The 22858-nt window shown below is 63.3% G+C and carries 18 protein-coding genes; 6 read left to right on the top strand and 12 right to left on the bottom strand.

Going from position 1 to position 22858, the window contains the following annotated elements:
* Nucleotides 1-395 precede the first annotated feature (395 nt).
* From J3P95_RS12760 to J3P95_RS12745, 4 genes are all read right to left on the bottom strand, one after another.
* Nucleotides 396-2819 (bottom strand): TonB-dependent siderophore receptor, encoded by a 2424-nt coding sequence (locus tag J3P95_RS12760; protein ID WP_434581128.1) that lies wholly within the window; start codon nt 2817-2819, stop codon nt 396-398.
* A gap of 67 nt (nt 2820-2886) precedes the next feature.
* A complete protein-coding gene (locus tag J3P95_RS12755; RefSeq protein ID WP_434581216.1) occupies nt 2887-3831 on the bottom strand; it encodes a FecR domain-containing protein in 945 nt (314 codons plus the stop codon).
* Nucleotides 3831-4340, bottom strand: a complete 510-nt coding sequence (locus J3P95_RS12750; RefSeq protein ID WP_434581130.1) for a sigma-70 family RNA polymerase sigma factor — start codon at nt 4338-4340, stop codon at nt 3831-3833. Before J3P95_RS12750 ends, J3P95_RS12755 begins: the two co-directional genes overlap by 1 nt.
* Before the next feature lie 115 nt (nt 4341-4455).
* Entirely contained in the window at nt 4456-4977 is a 522-nt protein-coding gene (locus tag J3P95_RS12745; protein ID WP_434563606.1) for an SgcJ/EcaC family oxidoreductase, read from the bottom strand.
* 174 nt (nt 4978-5151) lie between these two features.
* On the opposite strand from J3P95_RS12745, the gene J3P95_RS12740 reads away from it, so the two are divergent.
* Genes J3P95_RS12740 through J3P95_RS12725 form a run of 4 tightly spaced genes read left to right on the top strand, consistent with a single transcriptional unit; the run spans nt 5152 to nt 9819 of the window.
* Nucleotides 5152-6336 carry a sensor histidine kinase gene (locus J3P95_RS12740; RefSeq protein ID WP_434563604.1) on the top strand — a complete coding sequence of 395 codons (1185 nt, stop codon included), beginning with the start codon at nt 5152-5154 and terminating at the stop codon, nt 6334-6336.
* On the top strand, nt 6333-7001 hold the full coding sequence (locus J3P95_RS12735; RefSeq protein ID WP_434581133.1) for a response regulator: 669 nt from the start codon (nt 6333-6335) through the stop codon (nt 6999-7001). Before J3P95_RS12740 ends, J3P95_RS12735 begins: the two co-directional genes overlap by 4 nt.
* Nucleotides 6998-9310 carry an ATP-binding protein gene (locus J3P95_RS12730; protein ID WP_434581135.1) on the top strand — a complete coding sequence of 771 codons (2313 nt, stop codon included), beginning with the start codon at nt 6998-7000 and terminating at the stop codon, nt 9308-9310. Before J3P95_RS12735 ends, J3P95_RS12730 begins: the two co-directional genes overlap by 4 nt.
* Complete coding sequence (locus J3P95_RS12725) at nt 9307-9819, top strand: response regulator (protein WP_434576897.1); 513 nt, start codon at nt 9307-9309, stop codon at nt 9817-9819. The genes J3P95_RS12730 and J3P95_RS12725 overlap by 4 nt, the downstream gene beginning before the upstream one ends.
* 6 nt (nt 9820-9825) lie before the next feature.
* On the opposite strand, the gene J3P95_RS12720 is transcribed toward J3P95_RS12725, so the two are convergent.
* The 5 genes from J3P95_RS12720 to J3P95_RS12700 all read right to left on the bottom strand — a co-directional run bounded on the left by J3P95_RS12720 (nt 9826) and on the right by J3P95_RS12700 (nt 16460).
* On the bottom strand, nt 9826-10641 hold the full coding sequence (locus J3P95_RS12720) for an energy transducer TonB (protein ID WP_434576899.1): 816 nt from the start codon (nt 10639-10641) through the stop codon (nt 9826-9828).
* Complete coding sequence (gene tolR / locus J3P95_RS12715) at nt 10638-11084, bottom strand: protein TolR (protein WP_434563594.1); 447 nt, start codon at nt 11082-11084, stop codon at nt 10638-10640. Before tolR ends, J3P95_RS12720 begins: the two co-directional genes overlap by 4 nt.
* Before the next feature lie 13 nt (nt 11085-11097).
* Nucleotides 11098-11805 carry a protein TolQ gene (gene tolQ / locus J3P95_RS12710; protein WP_434576901.1) on the bottom strand — a complete coding sequence of 236 codons (708 nt, stop codon included), beginning with the start codon at nt 11803-11805 and terminating at the stop codon, nt 11098-11100.
* 63 nt (nt 11806-11868) lie between these two features.
* A complete protein-coding gene (locus J3P95_RS12705; protein WP_434581218.1) occupies nt 11869-13737 on the bottom strand; it encodes a phytase in 1869 nt (622 codons plus the stop codon).
* A 200-nt stretch (nt 13738-13937) separates the two neighbouring features.
* Nucleotides 13938-16460, bottom strand: a complete 2523-nt coding sequence (locus J3P95_RS12700; RefSeq protein ID WP_434576903.1) for a TonB-dependent receptor — start codon at nt 16458-16460, stop codon at nt 13938-13940.
* A 483-nt stretch (nt 16461-16943) separates the two neighbouring features.
* Between J3P95_RS12700 and J3P95_RS12695 the strand changes: the two genes are divergently transcribed.
* Nucleotides 16944-17858 (top strand): GGDEF domain-containing protein, encoded by a 915-nt coding sequence (locus tag J3P95_RS12695; RefSeq protein WP_434563588.1) that lies wholly within the window; start codon nt 16944-16946, stop codon nt 17856-17858.
* 8 nt (nt 17859-17866) lie between these two features.
* A complete protein-coding gene (locus J3P95_RS12690) occupies nt 17867-18904 on the top strand; it encodes an AraC family transcriptional regulator ligand-binding domain-containing protein (RefSeq protein ID WP_434563586.1) in 1038 nt (345 codons plus the stop codon).
* A gap of 143 nt (nt 18905-19047) precedes the next feature.
* On the opposite strand, the gene J3P95_RS12685 is transcribed toward J3P95_RS12690, so the two are convergent.
* The 3 genes from J3P95_RS12685 to nirB are packed head-to-tail and all read right to left on the bottom strand — an operon-like array spanning nt 19048 to nt 22464.
* Nucleotides 19048-19488 carry a CBS domain-containing protein gene (locus J3P95_RS12685; protein ID WP_186611924.1) on the bottom strand — a complete coding sequence of 147 codons (441 nt, stop codon included), beginning with the start codon at nt 19486-19488 and terminating at the stop codon, nt 19048-19050.
* Nucleotides 19489-19519: 31 nt separating this feature from the next.
* A complete protein-coding gene (gene nirD, locus J3P95_RS12680; protein ID WP_434563584.1) occupies nt 19520-19903 on the bottom strand; it encodes a nitrite reductase small subunit NirD in 384 nt (127 codons plus the stop codon).
* Nucleotides 19903-22464, bottom strand: a complete 2562-nt coding sequence (nirB, locus tag J3P95_RS12675) for a nitrite reductase large subunit NirB (protein WP_434563582.1) — start codon at nt 22462-22464, stop codon at nt 19903-19905. The genes nirD and nirB overlap by 1 nt, the downstream gene beginning before the upstream one ends.
* Between the last annotated feature and the right edge of the window lie 394 nt (nt 22465-22858).

Genomic DNA, 22858 nt, shown 5'->3' with positions numbered 1-22858 from the left:
AGACTAGTTGCCACAGAAGAAACGCGTACCCCATGAAACAGGTCGGCCCTAAGGCCGCCTCGCGGCGGACGTTGATCTCGGCGCCCCGTTAACCACGCTGGCTGAACGAAGGTATGGCGCAGTGGGCAACCCGGCATGGATGCCGGGTTAGCCGCGCTGGGCCATGGATGGCCCTTCGCGGCGGCCCACGGAGCCATGCCTTCGTTCAGGCATGCCGAGCCTAAGCGAGGCACCAAGTGGTGGGGCATGGGCGCTTTGGTTACTTTCGCGCCTTTCGAAAGTGACTCGCTGTAAAAGCGAAACCATTACCAGCCGTTACTGAAGAAATGGATATACACGCGAAGCGAAACTATAATCAGCCATCACCGCAGCAACGGATATACACACCAAAAAACCTAAAAATCCACAGTAGCCGAAACCAGATAAGTCCGCGGCGTAGCCAACGTCAACCCAGGCTCACTGTCATCCGAAGCCCCCGCCGAACTCCAATATCGCTTATCCGCCACATTCTCGACATTGGCCCGCAAGGTAATGCGCTTGTCATCCACCTTGAAGGCATAACGCGCCCCCACGTCAAAACGCTCCCAGGAATCAATCTCCTTGGTATTGGAAGGATCCAGATACTGCGAGCTGGAATAAATACCCCGACTGGTCAAGGTCAAACCCTGCACCGTCGGCACGTCCCACTCAGCCCCGAGATTGACGTTGTATTGCGGCGTGGCCGGTGCCCGGTTGCCATCGAAAGCGGGGTTGGTGGTATCGGTCAACTTGCTGTCGATGTACATCACCCCACCCAGCAGTCGCACGCCTTTGATGGGCTCACCGAACACACTCAATTCAGCACCGGTGTTTTCGCGCTTGCCGTTCGGGCCGAAGTCGTTCGTCGTGGCGTCGGTCGCGTAGGCCGGCTGCTTGATTCGAAACACCGCGGCGGTGATCGCCAGCGCTCCGGCGTCGTACTTGGCGCCAATCTCGACCTGGCGGCTGATGAACGGCGGGAATATTTCATCGCTGTTGTCGGCAGACGTCGGCGCGATCTTGCCTTGGCTCAGGCCTTCCATGTAGTTGGCATAGAGCGACAGCTTGTCGGTGGCCTTGAACAGAATCCCGCCTGACGGCGAGACTTTTTCTTCATCGTAGGCCGTACGGCCTTTGACGCCGTCGGACCAGTCGTCGACCTCCACGCGTTGCCAGCGTGCGCCGAGGGTCAGCAGCAGCCGGTCCTCGAAGAAACCCAAGGTGTCGGACAGCGCCACGCCGCTGAAATGGTTCTCGGTGTAGGCCTTGGCATCCGGGCGCGTAGGGATGTTCGGCGTTGGTGTCGGTACCGGGTCGTAGAGGTTGCTGCGGCCATTGGCGTAGCGGGCGCCGCCGTTTTCAAAGTCCATGTAGAAGTAGCTGGCGGCCAGGTTGAGTTCATGGCTCACCGGGCCGGTCTGGAACCAGTTGCGCACCCCGGCGTTGGCCGTGCGGACGTTTTCGTCCCGGGTGAAATCACGGGGCGATACGGTGAAATCGCCAGCGGCATTGCTGACCACCACGTTGTGCCGCAGGAAGTCATGGTTGCTCTTGCGCGCCCCGGCACCGCCGTAGAGCATGACCGAATCGTTGACATCGTATTCGGCGTTCACCGCGCCGAAGGTGTCCTCGGTGAGCGCCTTGGTCCAGTGCTGCGCATAGTTGCGACTGACATCACTGGCACGGGGAACCGGCGCGGTGGCGGCCACCTGGACGCGTTCCTGTGGCGCGTCGGTATCTCGTTCGGTGTGCCCGATGTCCGTCGAGAGTCGCAGGCGTTCGCCGCGAAAGTCCAGGCCCAGCACGGCCATCTGGCGGTCGACGCTCTGGTGGTCCCAATCCGTGTCGCCGGACTGTTTCACACCGTTGAAACGTACACCGAACTGGTTGTCCTCGCCAAACCGTCGGCCGACGTCCACGGCCGCGCCGGGTTGGCTGTCGGAGGCGTAGCTGCCCGTGACGGAGGTGATGGGCTTGTCGGTGGCGCGCTTGGGCACCACGTTGATCCCGCCGCCGATGCTGCCGCGCGGCGAGATGCCGTTGATCAATTGGGTCGGGCCTTTGAGGATGTCGACGCGATCGGCCATTTCCATGTCGATCGTGTAGGTCGGCAGCACGCCGTAGAGACCGTTATAGGCAACGTCACTGTTGAACAGGCTCAACCCGCGGATGGTGAATTGCTCATAGCGGCCACCCGCCGGGTTGGTGGCGCGCACCGAGGGATCGCTGGCGACCAGATCGCCCAAGGTCCGCGCTTGCAGGTTCTTGACCGTCTCGCCGGTGTAGGTGGTCATGCTGAACGGCGTTTCCATGAAGTCTCGCGAACCGAGCAAACCCTGGGAACCGCGACGCGCCACTTGCCCGCCTGCGTACGGCTCGCCTCGCGCCGCATCGGTGGCGCCAAGAATCGAAGTCGGCGCCAATTGCAGGCTACTGCCCTCCGGCGCCGGCGTGAGCGTATACGCTTGCTCACCGACCGGTTGCAGTTGCAGCCCGGAACCTTGCAGCAAGCGGGCAAAGCCCTCCTCCACGCCATACTCGCCAGCCAACCCGGTGCTGTCGCGACCGCTCACCAAGGCCGGGTCCACAGAGAGATTGACCCCGGCCAGCCCGGCGAAGCGGGTCAGCGCGGCGCTGAGGCTGCCGGCCGGCACCTGATAGCTGCGCCGGGCGTTGTCTTCGGCCAGACTGGAAGAGCTGAAAAATGGACTGGCGCTCAGGCTCAGCATGAGGCCCAGGTTCAACAACGGACGCCGGCCAGCCATGGCCAGGCGCAACTGCGGAGTGAGTACTGCGGACATTGAAGAGCGCTCTCGTTTTTGTTCAGTTGCCATGGATGACAAGCGAGACAAAAAAAGGGGACAGGCATCAGGCGATATTTTTGCGCCGGGTCACGGTGACCCAGTAGCGAGTGCGCATGTGCACTTCCAAGGGCAAGCTGGCCGAAAGCAGCGCGAGGATTCGATCGGTGTTTTCCAGACGGAAACTGCCGGTGACCCGAAGCGCTTCCAGGTCCTGGTCCCAGCGCAACACGCCCGGGCGATAACGGTCCAGCTCTCGAAGGAAGTCGCCCAGCGGCTGGTTCTGTGCCGTCAGTACCCCGTCACGCCAGCCCATTTGCACGACGTCGAAACCGCTGATCGGGCCCACGCCGGCGGCTTGGACATGGACCCGCTGGCCTTGCTCCAGCCCCAGCGTTGGCCCGTGCGATGGCTGCACTTGGACTGAACCGCTGAGGACCGACACTTGGCAGGTCGACTCATCCAGACGGATACAGGCTTCGCCTCGGTTGACTGTGATGACACCGTACGGAGCTAGTACCGCCATTGGCTGGGCGCCGGAAACCTTGAGGGCGATTTCGCCGCGTACCAGCACCAGGCGACGTGCACGAAGGTCGAGGTCCACGGCGCTGTCGGTGTTCAGTTGCAAGGCGCTGCCATCGGCCAACGTCCAGCGACGCTGCTCGCCGGTGGCGGTGTGCAGGTCGGCACGCCAGGCGTCCAATGGCAATTGGCGTCCCAGCAACCAGGCGGCGGGCATCACCGCGGCGACGCCCAAGGCGCGCTTGAGCACGGCGCGGCGTGCCAACGCGGGACGATCAAGCGTTGCCATGCCCAGCGAAGGCGGAACCTCGGTGAATCGTTGGCGCAAGCGCTGGGCTTTTTGCCAGGCGGCTTCGTGCTCGGCGTCGCTTTCGCGCCAGCGTTGCAGCGCAGCGTGATCGACCCCCTCCTCGCCCGATTCGATCTTCGCCAACCAGCGGGCCGCCGCCCGGGCGATTTCACGGGCTTGGGGCGACGGTGCCTGGCGAATCAAAACTCCACCAACAAGCAATGCTCATAGGCCAGGGCCATGTAGCGCTTGATGGTGCGCTCGGACACCTGCAAGCGCTCGGCGATTTCCCGATAGCCAAGCCCTTCGAGCTGGCTCCATAAAAAAGCCCGCCGCACCAAGGGCGGCAGGCCGTCGAGCAGTTCATCGAGTGCATGAAGGGTTTCCAGCAGCAACCAGCGTTGCTCCGGGGACGGGACGCAGGCTTCAGGCAAGCTCGCCAAGGCGTCGAGATACGCCTGTTCCAGGTTGCGACGGGTGTAGAAGTTACTCAGGAGTCGCTTGCCCACCGTCAGCAGATAAGCACGTGGTTCGTGCAAGTCGGCCAGGGGTTGGGCGCTGGACAATACCCGCAAAAACGTATCCTGGCGCAGGTCGGCCGCATCCCAGGCGTTGCCCAGACGCCGCCTCAGCCAACCTTCGAGCCAACCGCCGTGGTCACGGTATAACGCATGAAGGGCGTGCTCCGCCGGCTTAGCTGCATCAAGCATGTGAAGAGGCCCTGGGCAAGAATGTCTTAAATGAGACTGATTCTAATTAATATCCGCAGGCTAATCCAAGGGTTTAATGGCTCGATGTCGAACACGTCGGGTGGAACCAGCCACTTTAGTGACTGGCATGCAGCGTCTTGGGCACTTCGGGCATGGCCGAGGAATGATGGTTGATGATCTTCCACTGGCCATCGAGACGCTCATAGAGGAAGGTATAGCGCGCCTGGACTTCTCGCTGGGTGCCATCGGCCTGGGTCAGCGTGAACGTGTAGACGCCGCTGTCCATCGCCGCGTCTGGCCCCAGGTGACGGATCTCCCGGTAATTGATCACGCCGACAGGCTTGGCCGCCAGGAAGTGGTCGAAGTAGTCCTGGATCTGCGCCGGCGTGCTGCGCACCTTGTTCGACACGGTCGGTTGCAAAATCGCATCCGGGGCGTAAAGGCCGGTCACCGCGGTGGCGCTGCCGGTTTGTAACGCGGCGTTCCAACGGTCGAACAGCCCAGCGATTTCGCGGTCATTCACGTTCTGCGGCTGCTCGGCCACGGTGCGATAGACGAAGGGCGCAGTCTCCGCGGCATGGACAAATGGCGCAGCCAGCAGGAAAAAAGCAGTCAGGGCACAGGTTTTCATTTTCATCGTTGCGTTCCTTTGGGTTTCAATGAGCCCACTTTGCCGGCGTTCGCTGTGCTCGCCATCGGCCAACCGGTGCCAATCGCCTATGCCGTTCGGCGGATAGGCCCGGTGTCGATCACAAGGTCTAATGAGCCCATCACGAACCGGGCCGGTTCCTTTCCACGCTGGAGTTTCCCCATGCAAAGCCCACCCCATGACCCTGGCAGTGCCCTGGCGATCCGCAGCCAGTACCGCCAATCGCAAAGCCGGGCGGCACGCCTGGGCCTGTTGCTGGGCACCGGGCATGAACTGACCCGGCTGCCACTGGCGCAAATGCGCCAGCGTGCGGTGCAACGCGCGTGCGCGTTCGTCGCCATGGACCACGGCCTGCTGCTGGAGTGGACGCCGGATACGCCGTTGCAGACAGTCGCCAGCCATGGCGGCAGCGATGGCCTGGACGTACTCGCCAACCTGGCTCATCCGCCCTCGCCCAGCCCGCAATGGCTCGATTGCCCGGGCAGCGCGTTGCCGCAAGTCTTGCGAATCCCGCTGCGCGGTGCCGATGGCGCGGTGTTCGGCGCGCTGCTGCTGGGCAACAGCGTGCCGCTGGGCGCGCCCGACGCCGAAGACATCGAATCACTGCAATTGCTCGCAACGCTCTTGGCGGCGCACTTGGAGAACAGCCGGCTGCTCCAGACCCTCCAGGCCCGGGAGCGGACCATGTCCGAGCTGGTCCATCGGTTGTTCAGCGCCCAGGAAGACGAACGCAAACGTGTCGCATATGACCTGCACGATGGCTTGGCGCAGAACCTGGCCGGACTGCACCAGCGCCTGCAAGGGTTTGCCGGCCGCTGTCCGCCTCTGCCGCCGGCGCTGGACGAAGCGCTGCAAGCCATCCTGGCTTTGGCGCAAGGCTGCGTCGGAGAAAGTCGACAGCTGATCGGTGGCCTGCGTCCCCATGTGCTGGATGATTTCGGCTTGTTTACCGCCGTCGACAAGGAGGCCGATCGCCTGCGCGATGCTGGCCTGGAGGTGGAGTGGGCCGAGCACAGTGCGGCACGCCTGTCGCCGAACGCCGAGATCGCGCTGTTCCGCATTGCCCAGGAAGGCATCAACAATATTCTCAAGCATGCCCAGGCGAGCCATGTTGTCCTGGGATTGGCGGTGCGCGACGATCACGTCTCGCTGCGGGTCGAGGACGATGGTCGGGGGTTTGCCCTGGAAACACCTGTCGAGACCCAGGGCACCTCTCACCTCGGGCTGGCGGCCATGCAGGAACGCGCCAGTCTGCTCGGCGGCCAACTGAGCTGTTGCAGCGAACCCGGCGGCGGCACTCGATTGTTGGCCAGCGTGCCGCTGCCAGCCCAAGGAGCCCAATCATGAACCGTCCCTTGCGCCTGCTGTTGGCCGACGATCACGAAGTCACCCGCACTGGATTCGTCTCGATGCTGGCCGGCATCGAAGGGTTCGAAGTCGTCGGCCAGGCCAGCGACGGTCAGGAGGCGCTGGATTTGTGCGAACGGCTGCAACCGGACATTGCCATTCTCGACATCCGCATGCCGGTGCTCAATGGTCTTGGTGCGGCGCGGATCCTGCGGCAACGTCAGCCGCAGATCAAAGTGATCATCTTCACGATGGACGACAGCCCCGATCACCTCGAAGCGGCCATCAGCGCCGGTGCCGTTGGCTATCTGCTCAAGGATGCCAGCCGTGCCGAAATGCTCGATGCCTTGAAACGGGTCGCCCAGGGCGAGGAAGCGCTCAACAGCTCAGTCAGCGCCCGGCTCTTGCGGCGCATGGCCGAGCGCGGCGCCAACGGCACCACCCACGTCCAGGCCCTGACGCCCCGTGAACGCCAGGTGCTGGGGCTGGTCGCCAGTGGTTTCAGCAATCGCGAGATCGGCGAGAAGCTCGGCATCGCACCCGGTACGGCGAAAGCCCACGTCGAGCGAGTCATCGGCAAGCTCGGCGCCGCCGACCGCACCCAGGCAGCGGTGCGCGGTGTCGCCCTGGGGCTGGTCGCCCAACCCTGCGGACAATGGCCATGAGGTTTCTCACTGCCCGCCGTTGGGCCGACCTGCCGTTGCGTGGCAAGGCACTGGTGGTGATCTCGCTGCCGCTGGTGGTCCTGCTGCTGTCGCTGGTGCTGATCTACATCACCGAACGCCAGACCGCCCGCGCCGAGGAAGACGTTCGCCGGGTCCTGCTGGTCCAGGGTGATATCCAGGCCGTGCATACCTTGCTGGCCGAAGCCGCGGCCAGCGTGCGCGGTTACCTGTTGACCCGGCGCGAAGACTTCCTGCCCGGCTATGAACAGGCCACGCCGAAGATCCAGGCCGCGTTGCAGCGGCTGGATCACAACATCCGCGACGCCAGGATGCGCGAGCACCTCGAGACCATCACGCCGCTGATCGGCGAGAAACTCCAGGGGCTGCTTGCCCTGCGCACCGGCAAGTCCGACGACACCGCCGCCATTACGGCGATCCTGATAGAGAACAAACAGGTACTGGATGTATTGCGCGAACAGATCAGCGCCATGCGCATTCGCGAAGATGCCCTGCTCGCCGACCGCAGCGCCGCCGCCTCGGCCACGCGCATGCGGCTGTTGTTCGCCACGCTGCTGGCGGCGGTGTGTGGATTGTTCGGTGCGGTTGTGGCCGTGTTGTTCCTGTCCAAGGGCATCGTTGCCCGGGTCCAGCAAGTACAGGGCAACGCCCAGCGCCTGGCGTTGGGTCAACCCTTGTTGCCACAACCGCCGGAGCGGGACGAAATCGGCCAGCTTGGCACCCGCCTGGTGGAAGCCGGGCAGTTGCTGGCCGAGCGCGAGCGCGCCTTGCGCGACAACGAGGAACGCCTGCGGCTGATCATCGATGGCGTGAAGGACTATGGGATTTTCGCCCTGGACGCAAAGGGCCACGTGATCACCTGGAACGCTGGCGCCGAGCGGATCAAGGGCTACACCGAACAGGAAGTGCTCGGCCGGCACTTTTCACTGTTCTACCTGGCAGAAGAGTGTCCCGAGCACCCGGACATGGCCCTGCGCAAGGCCACACGCGACGGCCATTACATGGAAGAAGGCTGGCGTTGTCGCAAGGATGGCAGCCGCTTCTGGGCCAGCGTGGTCATCACCGCGCAGTATGACGGCACTGGCGCCTTGCGCGGCTTTTCCAAGATTACCCGGGACATCACCGACCGGCGTACCGCCGAGATCGCCCTGCGCACCGCCCGTGAAGAAGCGGAAAGCGCCAGTCGCGCCAAGAGCGAGTTTCTATCGCGCATGAGCCATGAATTGCGCACCCCGCTGAATTCCATCCTTGGCTTCGCGCAATTGCTGGACATGGACTCCATCGCCGGCCAGCGGCCGCAGGTCAGCCACATCCTGCGCGCCGGCCAGCACTTGTTGGCGTTGATCAACGAGGTCCTCGACATCGCCCGGATCGAGGCCGGCCGGCTGCCGCTGAACATCGAACCGATCGCGCTACCGGCTGTGCTCCATGAAGCCTTGACGCTGGTTTCGCCCATGGCCGCCGACGCGGGTATCCACTTGGCCGGACTTGCGCCATTGCCGGAGGGCAGCGGCGTGCTTGCCGACCGCCAGCGCCTGGTCCAAGTGCTGCTCAACTTGCTGTCCAATGCCATCAAGTACAATAAGCCGGGCGGCGAGGTGCGCATTGAAGTCGTCGTCGAGGGCACAGCGGTGAACGTTGCCATCAGCGACACCGGGCATGGTATTGCCCCGGAACTGTTGGGCAAACTGTTCAAGCCCTTCGAACGCCTGGGCGCGGATCCCCAGGTCGAGGGCACCGGCCTCGGCCTGTCCCTGAGCAAGAGCCTGCTGGAAATGATGCAGGGCAGCCTCCAAGTGCGCAGCGAACCGGGACACGGCTGCTGTTTCACGCTGCGGTTGCCCAGTGCCCATGTCAGCGGTTCCAACCTGCCGCCCAGGGTGGCGCTGGAAGTGACGCGCCCGCGCACCGAGTTCGACGGCAAAGTCCTGTGCATCGAAGACAACCTGTCGAGCCTCGCCTTGATCGAGACCCTGATGCAGCGCCGCCCGGGCATCCAATTGTTGTCGAGCATGCAAGGCCAGATGGGCCTGGACCTGGCTCGCCAGCATGCGCCGCAACTGATCCTGCTGGACGTGACCTTACCCGACCTCGAAGGCCTGGAAGTCTTGCGCCGCCTGCGCCAGTCCCCAGCCACCGCGTCCACGCCAGTGTTGATGATCACCGCCGACACCAGCGCCCTGGCCCACCGTGCGTTGGAAGATGCCGGAGCCACGGCGATCCTGACCAAGCCTATTCATATCCAGGCCTTCCTGGGCCATCTCGAACGTTATTTACCGGAGCCTGCATGAACCACGATTTGCGCATCCTGATCATCGACGATCAGCGCCCCAACCTGGAGCTGATGGAGCAATTGCTGGCCCGTGAAGGGCTGCACAACGTACTGAGCAGCACCGAACCCCTGCGCACGCTGGACCTGTTCAACAGTTTCGAGCCGGACCTGGTCATCCTCGACCTGCACATGCCGGCCTTTGACGGCTTTGCCGTGCTGGAGCAGCTCAACCGGCGCATTCCGGCCAACGATTACCTGCCGATCCTGGTCCTGACCGCCGACGCCACCCGCGACACGCGGTTACGGGCCTTGGCACTCGGCGCGCGGGATTTCATCAGCAAGCCCCTCGACGCGCTGGAAACCATGTTGCGCGTCTGGAACCTGTTGGAAACCCGAGCGCTCTACAAGGCGTTGCGAACCCTGGTCCCTTCCCAGCAAATCGAACTGTTGCGCCAGCATCGACCCACCGCTGACGCCAATCCTTCCGGAAACACCCCTGATGGGGATCCAGGTACACGCCCCAGGTGAGTGTGGTTATTTGATCCGGAAGTGAAAGGTGTTGCGCACCGCTGGCACCGTGACGGCCTTGCCATCGACGATTCGCGGCTGGTAGCGAAAGGTCTGGGCGGCGGCCAATGACGGCCGGATGAACAGCGGGTGGCAGCCGTCGAGCACCTTCGGGTTATCGATGCGCCCGTCCGGGGTCACGCTGTATTCCACGGTGCAATCGCCCTCGAGGCCTTTGTCCAGGGCCCGTTGCGGGTAGTCCGGCGCTTCCTTGCTCAAGGGCAGATAGCTGCGACTGTCGGCCGCCGCCGCGCGGGCCTGCTCGGCGCGACGTTGCTGGGCCAGCGCCTGCGCCGCTTGCGCCTGGCGTTGGTGTTCGGCAGCTTGTTGCTCGGCTTCCTGCTGGCGCTGCTCGCTTTGCTGGCGTTCGCGTTGCTGTTGAGCCTGTTGCTCATGCTTTTGCGCCTCTAGCCGTTTGCGCGCAAGGGCGGCCTGCTCCAACTTCTGAGCCTGGATCCGTGGGTCAACCGTCGGCTTGGCCGGCGCGGGGCCCGGTGTTTCAAGCGGTGCCGGCGTCGGCTCTGGCGCCACGCGTGTTTCCTGGACGAGCGCTGGCGCGGGCGCTTCCGGCACGGGTGCCGGGGGCAGCATGACCAGTTGCGTGCGCAATACCCGAGGCGTCTCGACCTGCGGTTTTTCCAGCGTCCATCCCAATATCAGCAAGGCCGCCACCGCCGCGTGCAGCGCCACGGCGAACCCCGCCGCCAGCGTGTTCCGCCAGAGCCCGGGGCCGGGCATCAGTGCAAGACCCAGGGAAGCCCGGTCAAATGTCATGGCCGTCATCGCGGTGCCTCGGTCACCAACCCCAGGTTGCTCACCCCGCCCTGCTGCAAAGCCGCCATCGCTGCCACAACCCGGCCGTAATCAGCGTGGTCATCGGCGCGGATATACACCTGGGTGTCGCTGCGCTGTGCAATCACCTGAGCCACCTTGGCGCGCATCTGGTCCAGGTCGACGGCGCTGTCGGTCTGGTGATGGGTGTCCAGCTCGCCGCCCAGGTTCCAGTAATAGCCACCTTCGGCCTTCACCGACAAGGTCAGGATCTGCTGGCGACTGTCATTGGCCAAGGCTTCGCTGGCGATCTTGGGCAATTCGATTTTCACGCCTTGGGTCAGCATCGGGGCGGTGACCATGAAAATCACCAGCAGCACCAGCATCACGTCGATGTAGGGCACCACATTCATTTCGGCCTTCGGCCCGTGCTTGCGTTGCGGCTTGATCAGCATCTGCCCTCTCCTCTCAAGCGGCCGTGGCCAGGTTCAGCGGGGCACCGTGGAGCTTGCGGTGCAGACGCGCTTGCAGCTCGTTGCCAAAGGCGTAGTAGCGGGTCAGCAAGGTTTGCCCACGAGCCGCGAAGCGGTTATAGGCAACCACCGCCGGGATCGCCGCGAACAGGCCGATGGCGGTGGCAATCAGCGCTTCGGCGATACCCGGCGCGACGGTGGACAGGCTGGCCTGCTGAACCTGGGACAAGCCGAGGAAAGCGTTCATGATCCCCCAGACGGTGCCGAACAAGCCGATGTAGGGACTGACGGAGCCGACGGTGGCGAGAAACTGCAGGCCTTTTTCCAACTGCACCTCTTGCTCGCTGATCGCCACGTGCAGCGAACGCTCGACCCCTTCGAGCACCACCGCCGGGTTACCGGAAGGCAGGTTCAGCTGGGTGAACGCTTGGTAACCGGCATGGAAAATCGGCGCGACGCCGCCGTCCTCTTCGCGCGCCTGGGCAGTCTCGCGGTACAACGGCAGCAAATCGGCGCTGCTGCGAAAACGCTGGATGAAGCCGTTGAACTGACGCTCACTGCGTTGCAGCACAGCGCTGCGCTGGATGATCAGATACCAGCTCAGCAGCGAGGCCAGCAGCAGCGTGAGCATGACGGCCTTGACCAGCAGGCTCGCGTCGCTGATCAGGCCCCAGAGGGTCATGTGTTCCAGTGTCGCTTGCATGATTGAACTCCTGTCTGGCGGCTATTGCATGAGATGTTCGTGACCGGTTGATGACAGCGCCGCTCAAGGCAGGCCAAGGGCTTTCGCCACGTCGGCCCACGGCACGAACTTGAAATTCTGGGCTTGCTCGGGCATGCGTTTGCGCCCGTCCTGGACCACCAGCATCCCTTGGCTCCAAGGCCCACCGAGGTTCACCGAGGTGACTTCCAGGCCATCGGTTTCAGAAGCCCCATCGATTCCGGCGGTCGCGTTCAAGCCGACCCACAAAGCACCGCGCACGGCGTAAGGCGGCTCGGCATCGAGCAGCACATAGCTGTCGTTGCCCTGGCTGGACACCACGAGGTAGTCATGCCCGGCGTTGCGGTACAGGGCGATGCCCTCGACATCGGCATGCAACTGCGGGCCGACCTTGATCACTCGGGTCAAGGTGCTCGGCTGATCGGCACGGGCGTCCATGGCCCAGACACCGACGTCTTCCTCACCGAGAAACAGGCGCTGGCGCTGATCGTCGGCAACGCAGCCCTCGGGCTGGCTGTCGACGTTGAACTGGCGCACCAGCTCACCCTTGACCCCGGCGCCCGTAGCACTCAGGCGGTATTGCAGATAACGACCGTCCTTGCCATTGGCGAAGGCGTACAGCTCTCCTTCGGCGGGCTGGAACAGGCAGATGCCGTAGATTTCCTTGAGCGGCGTGGGTATCTCGCCGGCTTCGCGCAGTTCTCCGCTGGCGCGGTCGATGCTGAACAGGCTGAGGCTGTTGCGATCACGGTTGCTGGCGACGGCGAGGTCGACGGTCTGCGTGCCCAGTTTGAAACCCGAGCGGACATCGACGTTATTGAGGCGCCCCACCGGCAATTCCTGCAACAGCTTGCCCTGCAGGTCATAGGCCAGCAGGCCTTGCTTCTTGTTGGTGCCCAGGACCCGGCTCAACGCCGGCGTGGTCGGGTGAACCCAGATCGCCGGGTCATCGGCGGCGTCGCCCTGGCGCGCCACGGGTTCGCTCTGGGCGACGGCGGGCACGCTGGGCAACTTCGGCGACACGGCCAGCGGTTTCGGTTGCCAGTCGATCAGGCCTTGGTACAGCTGGCCGTTGTCATCATCGCGCAATAGCAATTCAACGCCGTTTGCAGTCTTACGCAGCGCCAGGCTTTCCGGCGCCTTCAGGCCCGGCAGCGGTAGCTTGGCCTGCGAGATCCAGGCCTCGCCTTCTTGCTGGAACAGGTGAAGTTGCGCAGCGTCGGGATCGAGTCCGAGCATGCCGCCCGGCAGTGTCGCCATCGCGCCGGCGGCGTGCTCGATGTCACCGAACGGCTTGCGCATCGCCACTGGGATACGCACCGCATCGGCTTCCGCCGCCGCCGGATAGGCCCACCAGCCGACGCGTTCTTCGTTGACGAATAGCTGGCTCGCGCCGTCCTCGACCTGGCACGTCGTGGCATCCGGTGGCAGCGGCAGGCCGCGCACGCGCTGGGCAGTTTCGCTCAGCCGCTCGCCGGCGCCGACCAGCCATTGTTCGCCCTTGCCCTCTTCCCCCACGAGAAACGCGAACAGGTTGCTCGCTTCGTCGCGGTACAGGCACAACCCGTTCACCGGAAAGTCCCGCGTCGGCAGATACAGCGGCGTGCCCCATTGACGTTTTTGTGGATCGAGGCTGACCAGAAGCGCTTGTTGGCGCTGACTGTCGAGGCTGGCGACCAGCACGTTGCGCCCCAGGGCGCGGGTGTCGAGGCCTTCGAAGCCGCCCTTCAGGCGCGTCAGTTCGCGGCCGTTGGCATCGAGCAACAGCAAGCCATCATGGCCGGCCACCAGACGTTCGGTCGCCCCGTTGCCGGGCAGGAATGCCATCGCATTCACCGGGAAAGCCTGCGCCCAGGGTTGCAGTTTCAGGCTCGGGGCCGCCCAGGCTTGGCCGGCCAGCAGGCCGAGCCACATCGTTAGCAGATAATGTTTGGGAAAAGACAACTTTGTATTCAACGGAAGAATCCTTGTCATAGAGCCGTGTTCACCGTTCCCGTGGCGAGGGAGCTTGCTCCCGTTGGGCTGCGCAGCAGCCCCTCCTTCCAGGCGCTGCGCACTGGCGCGCCAACCCGCCAAGCGGAGCAAGCTTGCTCACCACAGGGTCGGTGGTGTATTCAAAAATGGGTAAACGTCAGCCCCAGCTTGTACGTCGGCCCGTACTCTTCGTACTGGCCGTTATACGAGCGATGGCCGGTGTAGACGAAATACGACTCGTCAGTGAGGTTCTGCGCCTCAAGACTGACTTGCAGGTTCTTGGTCAACGAATAACGGGCGCTGAAGTCGACGAAGGTCTGGGCGTCGACGTGCAGGTCGTGGTCTCGGTCGCTGATGGACGCCAGTTCATAGAGATAGGCCGACTTGTAGTTGGCCGACAGGCGCAGGCTCAGCTTGTCGTTTTCCCAACCGAGCATCAGGTTGCCGACGGTGTCCGACTGGTTCGGCAGGTCGATGCTGCGCTTGCGCTGGGTGCCGCTGGCCTGGTCGAAACCTTCGATCTCGGCATCGGATCGGCTGAAGGTGGTGTTGGCGCCCAGCAACAGCCCGTTCCAGGGTGCCGGCAGCCAATCGAACTTCTGCGAATAGGCCAGTTCCAGGCCGTACAGCTTGGCGCTGTCGCCGTTGGCGAAACTGTGCGCTTCGGCGAAGTCGGTCCAGGCCCCGGTGCCGGCCAGGTCGGTGTTGTAGACGAAGTTCTTGATGTCCTTGTAGAACACAAAGGCCGAAACGGTGCCGGCGTGGCCCATGAAATGCTCGATGCCCAAGTCCAGGTTGCTCGACTCCAGCGGCTTGAGGTCCGGGTTGCCGAACGTCGCTTCGTCATCATCGATGACAAATCCCGGCGCCAGCTGGCCGAACGTCGGGCGCACCACGGACTTGGTCCAGGCCGCGCGCACCTGGGTATTCTTGTCCAACTGGTAGCGGGCGTGCAGGCCCGGCAGCCAATGGTGGTACTTGCGACGGGTTTGTGTGTCGGTGAACACCCCATCGGTGGCACCGGTGCCCTTGGCCTCGAACTCGGTGCCTTCGTAACGCATGCCGGCAATGAAGCGCCAGTCGTCAATATCAACGGTGTTCATCAGATAGGCAGCGTTGATGTCTTCGCTCATGGTGAAGTCATTGACCCGCGATTCCTGCGCGTCGTAGAACTGATCGCGGTCAAGGCCACCGAGTAGTTGCTTGATGGCGTCGGCGCTGATGCCCGGGCCAAACCGGCCGAGGCGGTAATCCACATTGCCCTTCTGGAATTGACCGAGATTGAGCTGCCCATCAGTGAAGCCCAGGTCGCCAAAGTCCTCGTAGACCCACGCGTCGAGGTCGTTGTCCTTGTCGCGGCGGCTGGCCTTGCCGCCGAATTTGACCTGGGAGGCGTAGCCATTCAGGTCGTAGTCCCGGGCCAAATCGAGGCGCAGGTTCTTTTCGGTGTCGGTGGTTTTCTGTTGTTCCCAATCGACCTTGTCGAGGCTGAAATTGGCCGGGTCGTAGAAGCCTGGTCCAATGATCGGGCGCGGCTTATCGCTGTCGTAGAAGCCACCGTCGAATCCATCGATGCCTTTGAACGTGGCGCCGGCGATGTGCCCGGGGCTGTCTTCGCTGGACTTGCTGTAGCCGCCCTGGCCGCTCAAAGTCCAGAGGCCAAACAGGCGTTCGCCGCCGAGCACGTAGGATTGGATTTCCTGGGTCTCCTCACGCTGCTTGAGTTTGCGTTCGCCCTCGGCAGCACCCAGCTCCCCCGCCGCCTGCGGGTCGTCGAAGGCGATGCTGGCGGCGTTGCGGGTTTCGCTGTCCTTGTAGCGGCTGTAGAGCGTGCGCAGGTAATAGCTGCTGAAGTCGTCGGGTTTGTAGTCGAAGTTCAGCCCGCCACCGGCGCGTTCCCGGCGAATGTCATAGTCACGCATTTCCAGTTCTTCGAGTCGTGGGCCCTGCTCGAAGTCCCAGGCGCCGCCCGTTTCGACGTTGTCCGAACCGAAGTCACGCTTCTGCCAGCTCAGCGCCGCGGCCACGCCAAAGTTGTCGATGCCGTCGCCGAGGCTGAAGCGGTCGCTGATGGCGCCGGAAAATTTCGGGCTGGTCTGGCCGGTATTCTTGTCGTAGCTGGCTTCGCTGCTGCCGGTGTAGAACAGGCTCTTGTGGTCGAAAGCCGAGAGGCTTTTGACGTCCACCGTGCCGCCGAGGGAATTGGCGTCCATGTCCGGCGTGAGGGTCTTGATCACCGAGAGCGACTGCACCAGTTCCGAGGGCAACACATCCAGGGCGACGGCGCGGCGCTCGCTTTCGGGGGCCGGCACGAGGGTGCCGTTGATGGTCACGCTGTTGAGGTCCGGGCCTAAGCCGCGCACGCTGACAAATCGGCCTTCGCCCTGGTCGCGCTCGACGCTTACACCAGGCAGGCGCTGCACCGCTTCGGCGACGTTCTCGTCCGGCAATTGAGCCACGCCGTCAGCATGCACCACACTCTTGATGCTGTCGGAACTGCGCTGTTCCTTCAGCGCCTGGTCGATGCTGGCCGCCTGGCCAACCACTTCGACGTGCTCCGTGGCCGCTTGCTCGGCGGCGCTCAGCCGTTCACTGGCAATGGCCAATGCCAACGCGGTGAAGGTGAAGCCGACGAATCCGGCAGTGCTGGTGCGGTGATGCATGGTGGTCCTCCCCAGGAATCGGAAAATCCGCCAGGCAACCGCCCGGCAATTGGAAGGGCACGCTAGGGGTGGGCAATGACGGTTCTGTGACAGGTTCGGGTCGTAGGGCCTGTAACGGGCTGATTTGCAGGGGTGGGGGGATGGAATGAGCTGAAATGACCTGTCCTGGCAATCGCAAGCAACGCCCATGAGCTGAAGATACAGGGCTCTTCGTGGCGAGGGAGCTTGCTCCCGCTGGGTTGCGAAGCAGCCCCAAACCAGTCACTGCATTTCGCCAGGCACACCGCAGGCACCGGTTTTACGACTGCTGCGCAGCCGAGCGGGAGCAAGCTCCCTCGCCACGGACATGGGGTTGCCTGAGAAAAAATCCGCATGACCGATGAGCTGATTCGACCCCTCGACTTCATTCACCCACCGTCACCGCGCTGTCACATCCATCTGCTGTGCTGGGCCGCATTCCGCTTCTGGCAAAGGATTCCGGCCATGTTCTCCGTGCTCCGCCCTCATCGCTTGAAACTGGCCTTGCTCCTGCTGGCCGCCAACCTTGGATTGCTCCTGCACCTGGCCAGTGGAACGCTCAAGCCGCTGGAGGAATGGATCTGGCTGGACATCCTCGGTGAAGGCGGATCGGCGCTGCTGGCGTTGGTCTGGCTGGGCCTGGTGCTCAAAAGCCGCCCGGCCGGTCGCGTGACCAACTACCTGGTGCTGGGCCTGGGCTGTATCTTTTTTTCATGGTGGATCGACAGCCTGGATGAATTCATTCGCCTGCCGGAAAGCATCACTTGGGATCACTGGCTGGAGTCGGGACCGATGCCGGTGGGCATGATCTTGCTGACGCTGGGGATTTATCATTGGCACCGCGAGCAACTGGCGATCAACGGGCAGATGGAAAAGCGCGAGCGACTGTTTCGCGAGCACCGTCTGTTCGACAAACTCACTCCCTTGGGCGGCGCGGATTTCCTCAAGCACGAATTGACCGCCAGCCTGGAGGACAGCCGACGTCGCCAGCAACCGTTGTCATTGCTTGCGCTGGACCTGGACGACTTCAGTGCCATCAACCAGCGCTTCGGCCATGGCGAAGGCGATGCGGTGTTGCAGGCCGTCAGCCAGCTGCTGGTGCTCAACTTGCGGCGCCAGGACCTGCTCTGCCGCCTGGCCGGCGATCGTTTTGTGGTGCTGTTGCCCGATACCGGCGAAAGCCAGGCGCAACGGCTGGCCGCAGAGCTTGAACAGGCAGTTCGCAGTTTGGCCCACAAGACCCGGCAACACGGTGAACGCTTGCAACTGAGTGCGGGCACGGCGGTGGTCATGGCGTTCGACGAAAGCCCCCAAGCCCTGCTCAAGCGCCTGAACCTGAGGTTAGCCCAGTCCCGGCAAACCCTGGCGAAAAGCGCCTGAGGCCGCCCATGACCGTCAAGACCTGCTCGTACGAAACCGACAGCCGCTTCATTCCGGGCCACTATCAACCAGCCGCGTTGATCGACCTGGCGCTGTCGCGGGGCATCGACAGCCACCGTTTGCTGCGCGGCACCGGGCTGTTTCACGAGGACATCCTGGCGGGCCAGAGCCGCATCAGCCCCCAGCAGTTCCTCGGTTTGATCGACAACAGCCGGCGCCTGCTGGACGCCAGCGACAGCAGTTTTCTCTTCGGCCAGCGGCTGCTGCCCGGGCATTACGGGCCGGCCAGCCATGCCTTGCGCCACGCGCAGAATCTGCACCAGGCACTGGAAACCTTGATCGAGCAACAAGCCCTGCTCTGCCCCTTGGCTGCGCCGCGCCTGTTGCTGGATGAGCATTACGCCTACGTTCACTGGCTGGACAGCTGCGGGGCCGATGAGCAATGGCGCTTCGTGCTGGAGGCGAGCATGACATCGATGGTGGCGATGAGCGCCTGGCTCAGCGGCGAGCGCCTGCCTTGGCAGTGCAGCTTTCGTCATGACGAGCCGCGTTACGTCGAGCAATATTGGGTTCACCTGGGCGAGCACAGCCAATTCAATCGACCGCTGGACTTGATGCGCCTGCCCCGCCATTGCCTGGCGCAACCCTGGCCCAACGTCTCGGCCACCGCCGGCCAGGTCGCACGGACCGAAGCCCGGGATCGACTCGATGAACTGGGGTTTACCGCCAGTTTTCTCGATTGCCTGTACGACTACCTGCGCTCAAACGTGCAACAGACGCCCAGCCTGGAGCAGACCGCCCAGGCCTTCGCCATGAGCCCGGCAACCCTCAAGCGCAAGTTGCGCAAACATCACACCGGTTTCCAGCAGCAAGTGGACCGGGTGCATACCCACGTGGCGCTGTACCTGTATCAGGTCAAGGGCTTTAGCAACGAGGAAGTGGCCCAATACCTGAGCTTCAACGACACGGCCAATTTCCGCCGCTCGTTCAAGCGCTGGACGGGTAGTACGCCGAAGCTGATCCGGCAGTTGCTGATGTTGGGTTGAGGCTGTCGCGGTGAACCGCTGTTGTGGCGAGGGAGCTTGCTCCCGCTCAGTTGCGCAGCGACTGTAAGATCGTGGGGCCGCTGCGCAGCCCAGCGGGAGCAAGCTCCCTCGCCACAAGAGCCGCTCCTGGGAGAATAGCGGGCTCAATGCCCGCGAATGTAATGCTCCAACTGCCGGATCAGATCCGCCTGTTCGACGATCGCCTCCTTGACCAGGTCGCCGATCGACAGCAGGCCGATCAGCTGCCCGTTGTCCAACACTGGCAGATGTCGCAAATGGCTGTCGGTCATGACTTCCATGCAGCGGTCGATGCTCTGCTGGCTGTCGGCGGTGATGACCGGTGCGCTCATGATGGTGCGCACCGGCGTGCCCACTGACGAGCGGCCCTTGAGAACCATCTTGCGTGCATAGTCGCGCTCGCTGAACACGCCGATGACCTGGCCGTTCTCGATCACCGGCAATGCGCCGACGTTTTTTTCGGCCATGATTTGCAGCGCTTCGAGCACCGTCTGCTCAGGCGCGATGCTGTGGACCTGCTGGTTTTGTACGCTCTTGAGCCTTACCAGTTGAGCAGCGGTTTTCATTGTTCATCCCCAGCTTTAAAAAAAGCGGCAATCAGTCTTCGCCAATTTCAACCACATCGCCATTCAAGCGCACCGGCCAAACTCGCAGGCGCTGTTCCGGGTATTCCAGGCAATGCCCGTCTTCCAGGCGGAAATGCTGTTTGTACATCGGCGAAGCAATCACCAGTTCACCCTTGATGCTGCCCAGCAAGCCGCGACCGATCACGTTCGCGCCGGACTTGGGATCGCGATTGTCGATGGCGTACAGCGGCTTCTCCTCATCTGGCAGGTAGAGCAGCGCCACCTGGCGCCCGTCATGCCAGGCGACCACGCCGGAGTTGGGCACCAGGTCCTCGCGGCTGCACAGGGCGCGCCATTGCAACGGTTCCAGGGCGAGATCGCGAGCGGGAATACGAACGACGTTTGACTGGCTCATCAGAGCACCTCCTCGGTGATGGGAATCAGGTGAAGTTCGCCGGCATGCACCGGCCGACGCTGGCCGCGCTCGCGGACGAAATGGACGTCCGGATCGCCGCGCTTGTCGTTGACGAATGTGCGGAAGCGCTTGAGCTTCTCGGGGTCTTTCAAGGCGTTGGCCCACTCGCATTCGTAGCGGTCGACCACCAGTTGCATCTGCGCTTCAAGCTCGGCGCCCAGGCCCAGGCTGTCGTGGATGATCACGTCCTTGAGGTAACCCAGGCCGCCCTCCAGGCTTTCACGCCACACCGAGGTGCGTTGCAGCTTGTCGGCGGTGCGGATGTAGAACATCAGGAAACGATCGATATAGCGGATCAGCGTGGCGTCATCCAGGTCGGTGGCAAACAGCTCGGCGTGACGCGGGCGCATGCCACCGTTGCCTGCGATATAGAGGTTCCATCCCTTCTCGGTGGCGATCACACCCACGTCCTTGCTCTGAGCTTCGGCGCACTCGCGGGTGCAGCCGGACACCGCGAACTTGAGTTTGTGTGGCGAGCGCAGGCCTTTGTAGCGATCCTCGATGGTCAGGGCCATTTGCACACTGTCCTGCACGCCGTAGCGGCACCAGGTGCTGCCCACGCAGGATTTCACCGTGCGCGTCGATTTGCCGTAGGCGTGACCGGTTTCGAAACCGGCTTCGATCAGCTCGGCCCAAATGTCCGGCAACTGGTGCAACTGGGCACCGAACAGGTCGATGCGCTGGCCGCCGGTGATCTTGGTGTAGAGGTCGTATTTCTTCGCCACCACGCCGATGGCGATCAGTTTGTCAGCGCTGATTTCACCCCCGGCGATGCGCGGCACCACCGAATAGGTGCCGTTTTTCTGCATGTTCGCCATGAAGGTGTCGTTGGTGTCCTGCAACGGCACCAGGTGCGCGTCCATGATCGGCTGGTTCCAGCACGACGCCAGGATCGAGCCCACGGCCGGCTTGCACAGGTCGCAGCCGGTGTGGCCACGGCCGTGCTTGGCCAACAACTCCTCAAAACTGATGATCCCTTCCACTCGCACCAGGGCGTAAAGCTCTTGTCGGGTGTAGGCGAAGTGTTCGCACAGGCTCTTGTCGACGCTGACGCCACGGGCAATCAGCTCGTGTTCGAATACTTGCTTGACCAGGGCTGCGCAACCACCGCAACCGGTGCCGGCCTTGGTGTCGCACTTCAATTGGCCGAGGTCGGTGCAACCCGCGTCGATGGCCGAGCAGATCGAACCCTTGGTGACGTTGTGGCACGAGCAGATCGTCGCCGCTTCGGGCAACGCCGCCGGGCCCAGTGTCGGAGCGCCTTCGGACGATGGCAGAATCAGTGCGGCGGCGTCCTTGGGCAAGGCGATTGCGTTCTGCATGTACTGCAACAAGGTGTCGTAGTAACTGTTGTCACCGACCAGCACCGCGCCGATCACCCGTTTGCCGTCGGCATCCACCACCAAACGCCGGTAGCTGGCGCTGGTCTGATCGATGAACTGGAAGCTGCGCGAACCCGGGGTGCTGCCATGGGCGTCGCCAATGGAGCCCACATCAACGCCGAGCAGCTTGAGCTTGGTGGACATGTCGGCGCCGGTGAACGCTTCGCCGGCCTGGCCACACAGGCGCGCCGCAACGTTACGGGCCATTTGGTAGCCCGGCGCGACCAGGCCGAAGATGCTGCCATTCCAGGCGGCGCATTCACCGATGGCGTAGATGTCCGGGTCGCTGCTTTGGCAAAGGTCGTCAATCACCACGCCACCGCGCGGGCCGATCTGCAATTCACATTGACGAGCCAAGGCATCCTGGGCGCGGATGCCGGCGGAGAACACGATCAGGTCGGTTTCCAGGAAGTCGTCGTCACCGAAGTTCATCCGATAACGGTACTGCTCACCGGCGCTGATGGATTGAGTGCCTTTGGACAAATGCACGCCGACACCCAGCTTCTCGATGCGCGCCTTGAGGGCCAGGCCGCCCTGCTCGTCCAGTTGCACCGGCATCAAGCGCGGGGCGAATTCCACTACGTGGGCTTCCAGGCCAAGAGTCTTGAGGGCGTTGGCGGCTTCCAGGCCCAGCAGGCCGCCACCGACCACCACGCCACGACGGGCATTGCTCGCGGCGGCACGGATCGCGTCGAGGTCTTGCAGGGTGCGATAGACCAGGCAGGAATCGCCTTCGGCGCCCTGGATCGGCGGCACGAATGGGTAGGAGCCGGTGGCGAGCACCAATTTGTCGTAGCTGATGCGTTCCCCGGCAGTGACTACCTGGCGCGCCTGGCGGTCGATTTCCAGTACCGGAACGCCCAGGTGCAGCGTGACACCCGGAGTCTGGTACAACGACGCTTCGCCAAGCGCCAGGGACTCGGCGTCGCGGCCCGAGAAATACTCGGACAGGTGCACGCGGTCATAGGCACGCATCGGCTCTTCACTGAAGACACGCACGTGATAATGGTCGAGCGCACCGCGCTCGACCAGTTGCTCGACGCAGTGATGGCCGACCATGCCATTGCCGATCACGATCAGCGTTTGCAGCTTGTTCAGAGAAGCAACGTTGGAATTCATAAAAGCACCCGACAAAAGCCCATCACGGTTCTGGAAGCAAAAAAAGACGCCTGAAACCTTGCGGTTCCAGGCGTCTTTGCCTGTTCTGTGCGGTATCGGCCCGGCGGCTGCGCCTGGACCTACCGTTATTCCCCGGCCTGCTGGCTCTCGATCATCGTTGACCGACGGGGGTGCCCACTCGATTGTGTTCGCGGTGGGCCTGTAGAGGTTCTTGCAGCGAGCGTGCCAAGCTTGGGCCGCCACCGTTCCCACGGGCCCTTCCCCAAGGAAAAGCCCTTGCGGGCGCGGACTTGGCCGCTGGCGCAGGCACTTCGCCAACGGTGCTGCCAGGGCTGTCGCGCCCTCCGCTGATTGCCTTGCGATGGTGCGATCTCCCGTCCGCGGCTTCATAAAA

The sequence above is a fragment of the Pseudomonas sp. Z5-35 genome, assembly GCF_051131945.1.
Classification (GTDB): domain Bacteria; phylum Pseudomonadota; class Gammaproteobacteria; order Pseudomonadales; family Pseudomonadaceae; genus Aquipseudomonas; species Aquipseudomonas marvdashtae.
The sequence above is the reverse complement of the archived record's forward strand: the minus strand, read 5'-3'. Positions and strand labels throughout refer to the sequence as shown.

What these genes read in the sequence shown, in the direction of transcription:
- J3P95_RS12760 (WP_434581128.1), bottom strand. Translation starts at nt 2,819, where the DNA reads ATGTCCGCAGTACTCACTCCGCAGTTGCGCCTGGCCATGGCTGGCCGG.
- J3P95_RS12750 (WP_434581130.1), bottom strand. Translation starts at nt 4,340, where the DNA reads ATGCTTGATGCAGCTAAGCCGGCGGAGCACGCCCTTCATGCGTTATAC.
- J3P95_RS12745 (WP_434563606.1), bottom strand. Translation starts at nt 4,977, where the DNA reads ATGAAAATGAAAACCTGTGCCCTGACTGCTTTTTTCCTGCTGGCTGCG.
- J3P95_RS12740 (WP_434563604.1), top strand. Translation starts at nt 5,152, where the DNA reads ATGCAAAGCCCACCCCATGACCCTGGCAGTGCCCTGGCGATCCGCAGC.
- J3P95_RS12735 (WP_434581133.1), top strand. Translation starts at nt 6,333, where the DNA reads ATGAACCGTCCCTTGCGCCTGCTGTTGGCCGACGATCACGAAGTCACC.
- J3P95_RS12730 (WP_434581135.1), top strand. Translation starts at nt 6,998, where the DNA reads ATGAGGTTTCTCACTGCCCGCCGTTGGGCCGACCTGCCGTTGCGTGGC.
- J3P95_RS12725 (WP_434576897.1), top strand. Translation starts at nt 9,307, where the DNA reads ATGAACCACGATTTGCGCATCCTGATCATCGACGATCAGCGCCCCAAC.
- J3P95_RS12720 (WP_434576899.1), bottom strand. Translation starts at nt 10,641, where the DNA reads ATGACGGCCATGACATTTGACCGGGCTTCCCTGGGTCTTGCACTGATG.
- tolR (WP_434563594.1), bottom strand. Translation starts at nt 11,084, where the DNA reads ATGCTGATCAAGCCGCAACGCAAGCACGGGCCGAAGGCCGAAATGAAT.
- tolQ (WP_434576901.1), bottom strand. Translation starts at nt 11,805, where the DNA reads ATGCAAGCGACACTGGAACACATGACCCTCTGGGGCCTGATCAGCGAC.
- J3P95_RS12705 (WP_434581218.1), bottom strand. Translation starts at nt 13,737, where the DNA reads ATGTGGCTCGGCCTGCTGGCCGGCCAAGCCTGGGCGGCCCCGAGCCTG.
- J3P95_RS12700 (WP_434576903.1), bottom strand. Translation starts at nt 16,460, where the DNA reads ATGCATCACCGCACCAGCACTGCCGGATTCGTCGGCTTCACCTTCACC.
- J3P95_RS12695 (WP_434563588.1), top strand. Translation starts at nt 16,944, where the DNA reads ATGTTCTCCGTGCTCCGCCCTCATCGCTTGAAACTGGCCTTGCTCCTG.
- J3P95_RS12690 (WP_434563586.1), top strand. Translation starts at nt 17,867, where the DNA reads ATGACCGTCAAGACCTGCTCGTACGAAACCGACAGCCGCTTCATTCCG.
- J3P95_RS12685 (WP_186611924.1), bottom strand. Translation starts at nt 19,488, where the DNA reads ATGAAAACCGCTGCTCAACTGGTAAGGCTCAAGAGCGTACAAAACCAG.
- nirD (WP_434563584.1), bottom strand. Translation starts at nt 19,903, where the DNA reads ATGAGCCAGTCAAACGTCGTTCGTATTCCCGCTCGCGATCTCGCCCTG.
- nirB (WP_434563582.1), bottom strand. Translation starts at nt 22,464, where the DNA reads ATGAATTCCAACGTTGCTTCTCTGAACAAGCTGCAAACGCTGATCGTG.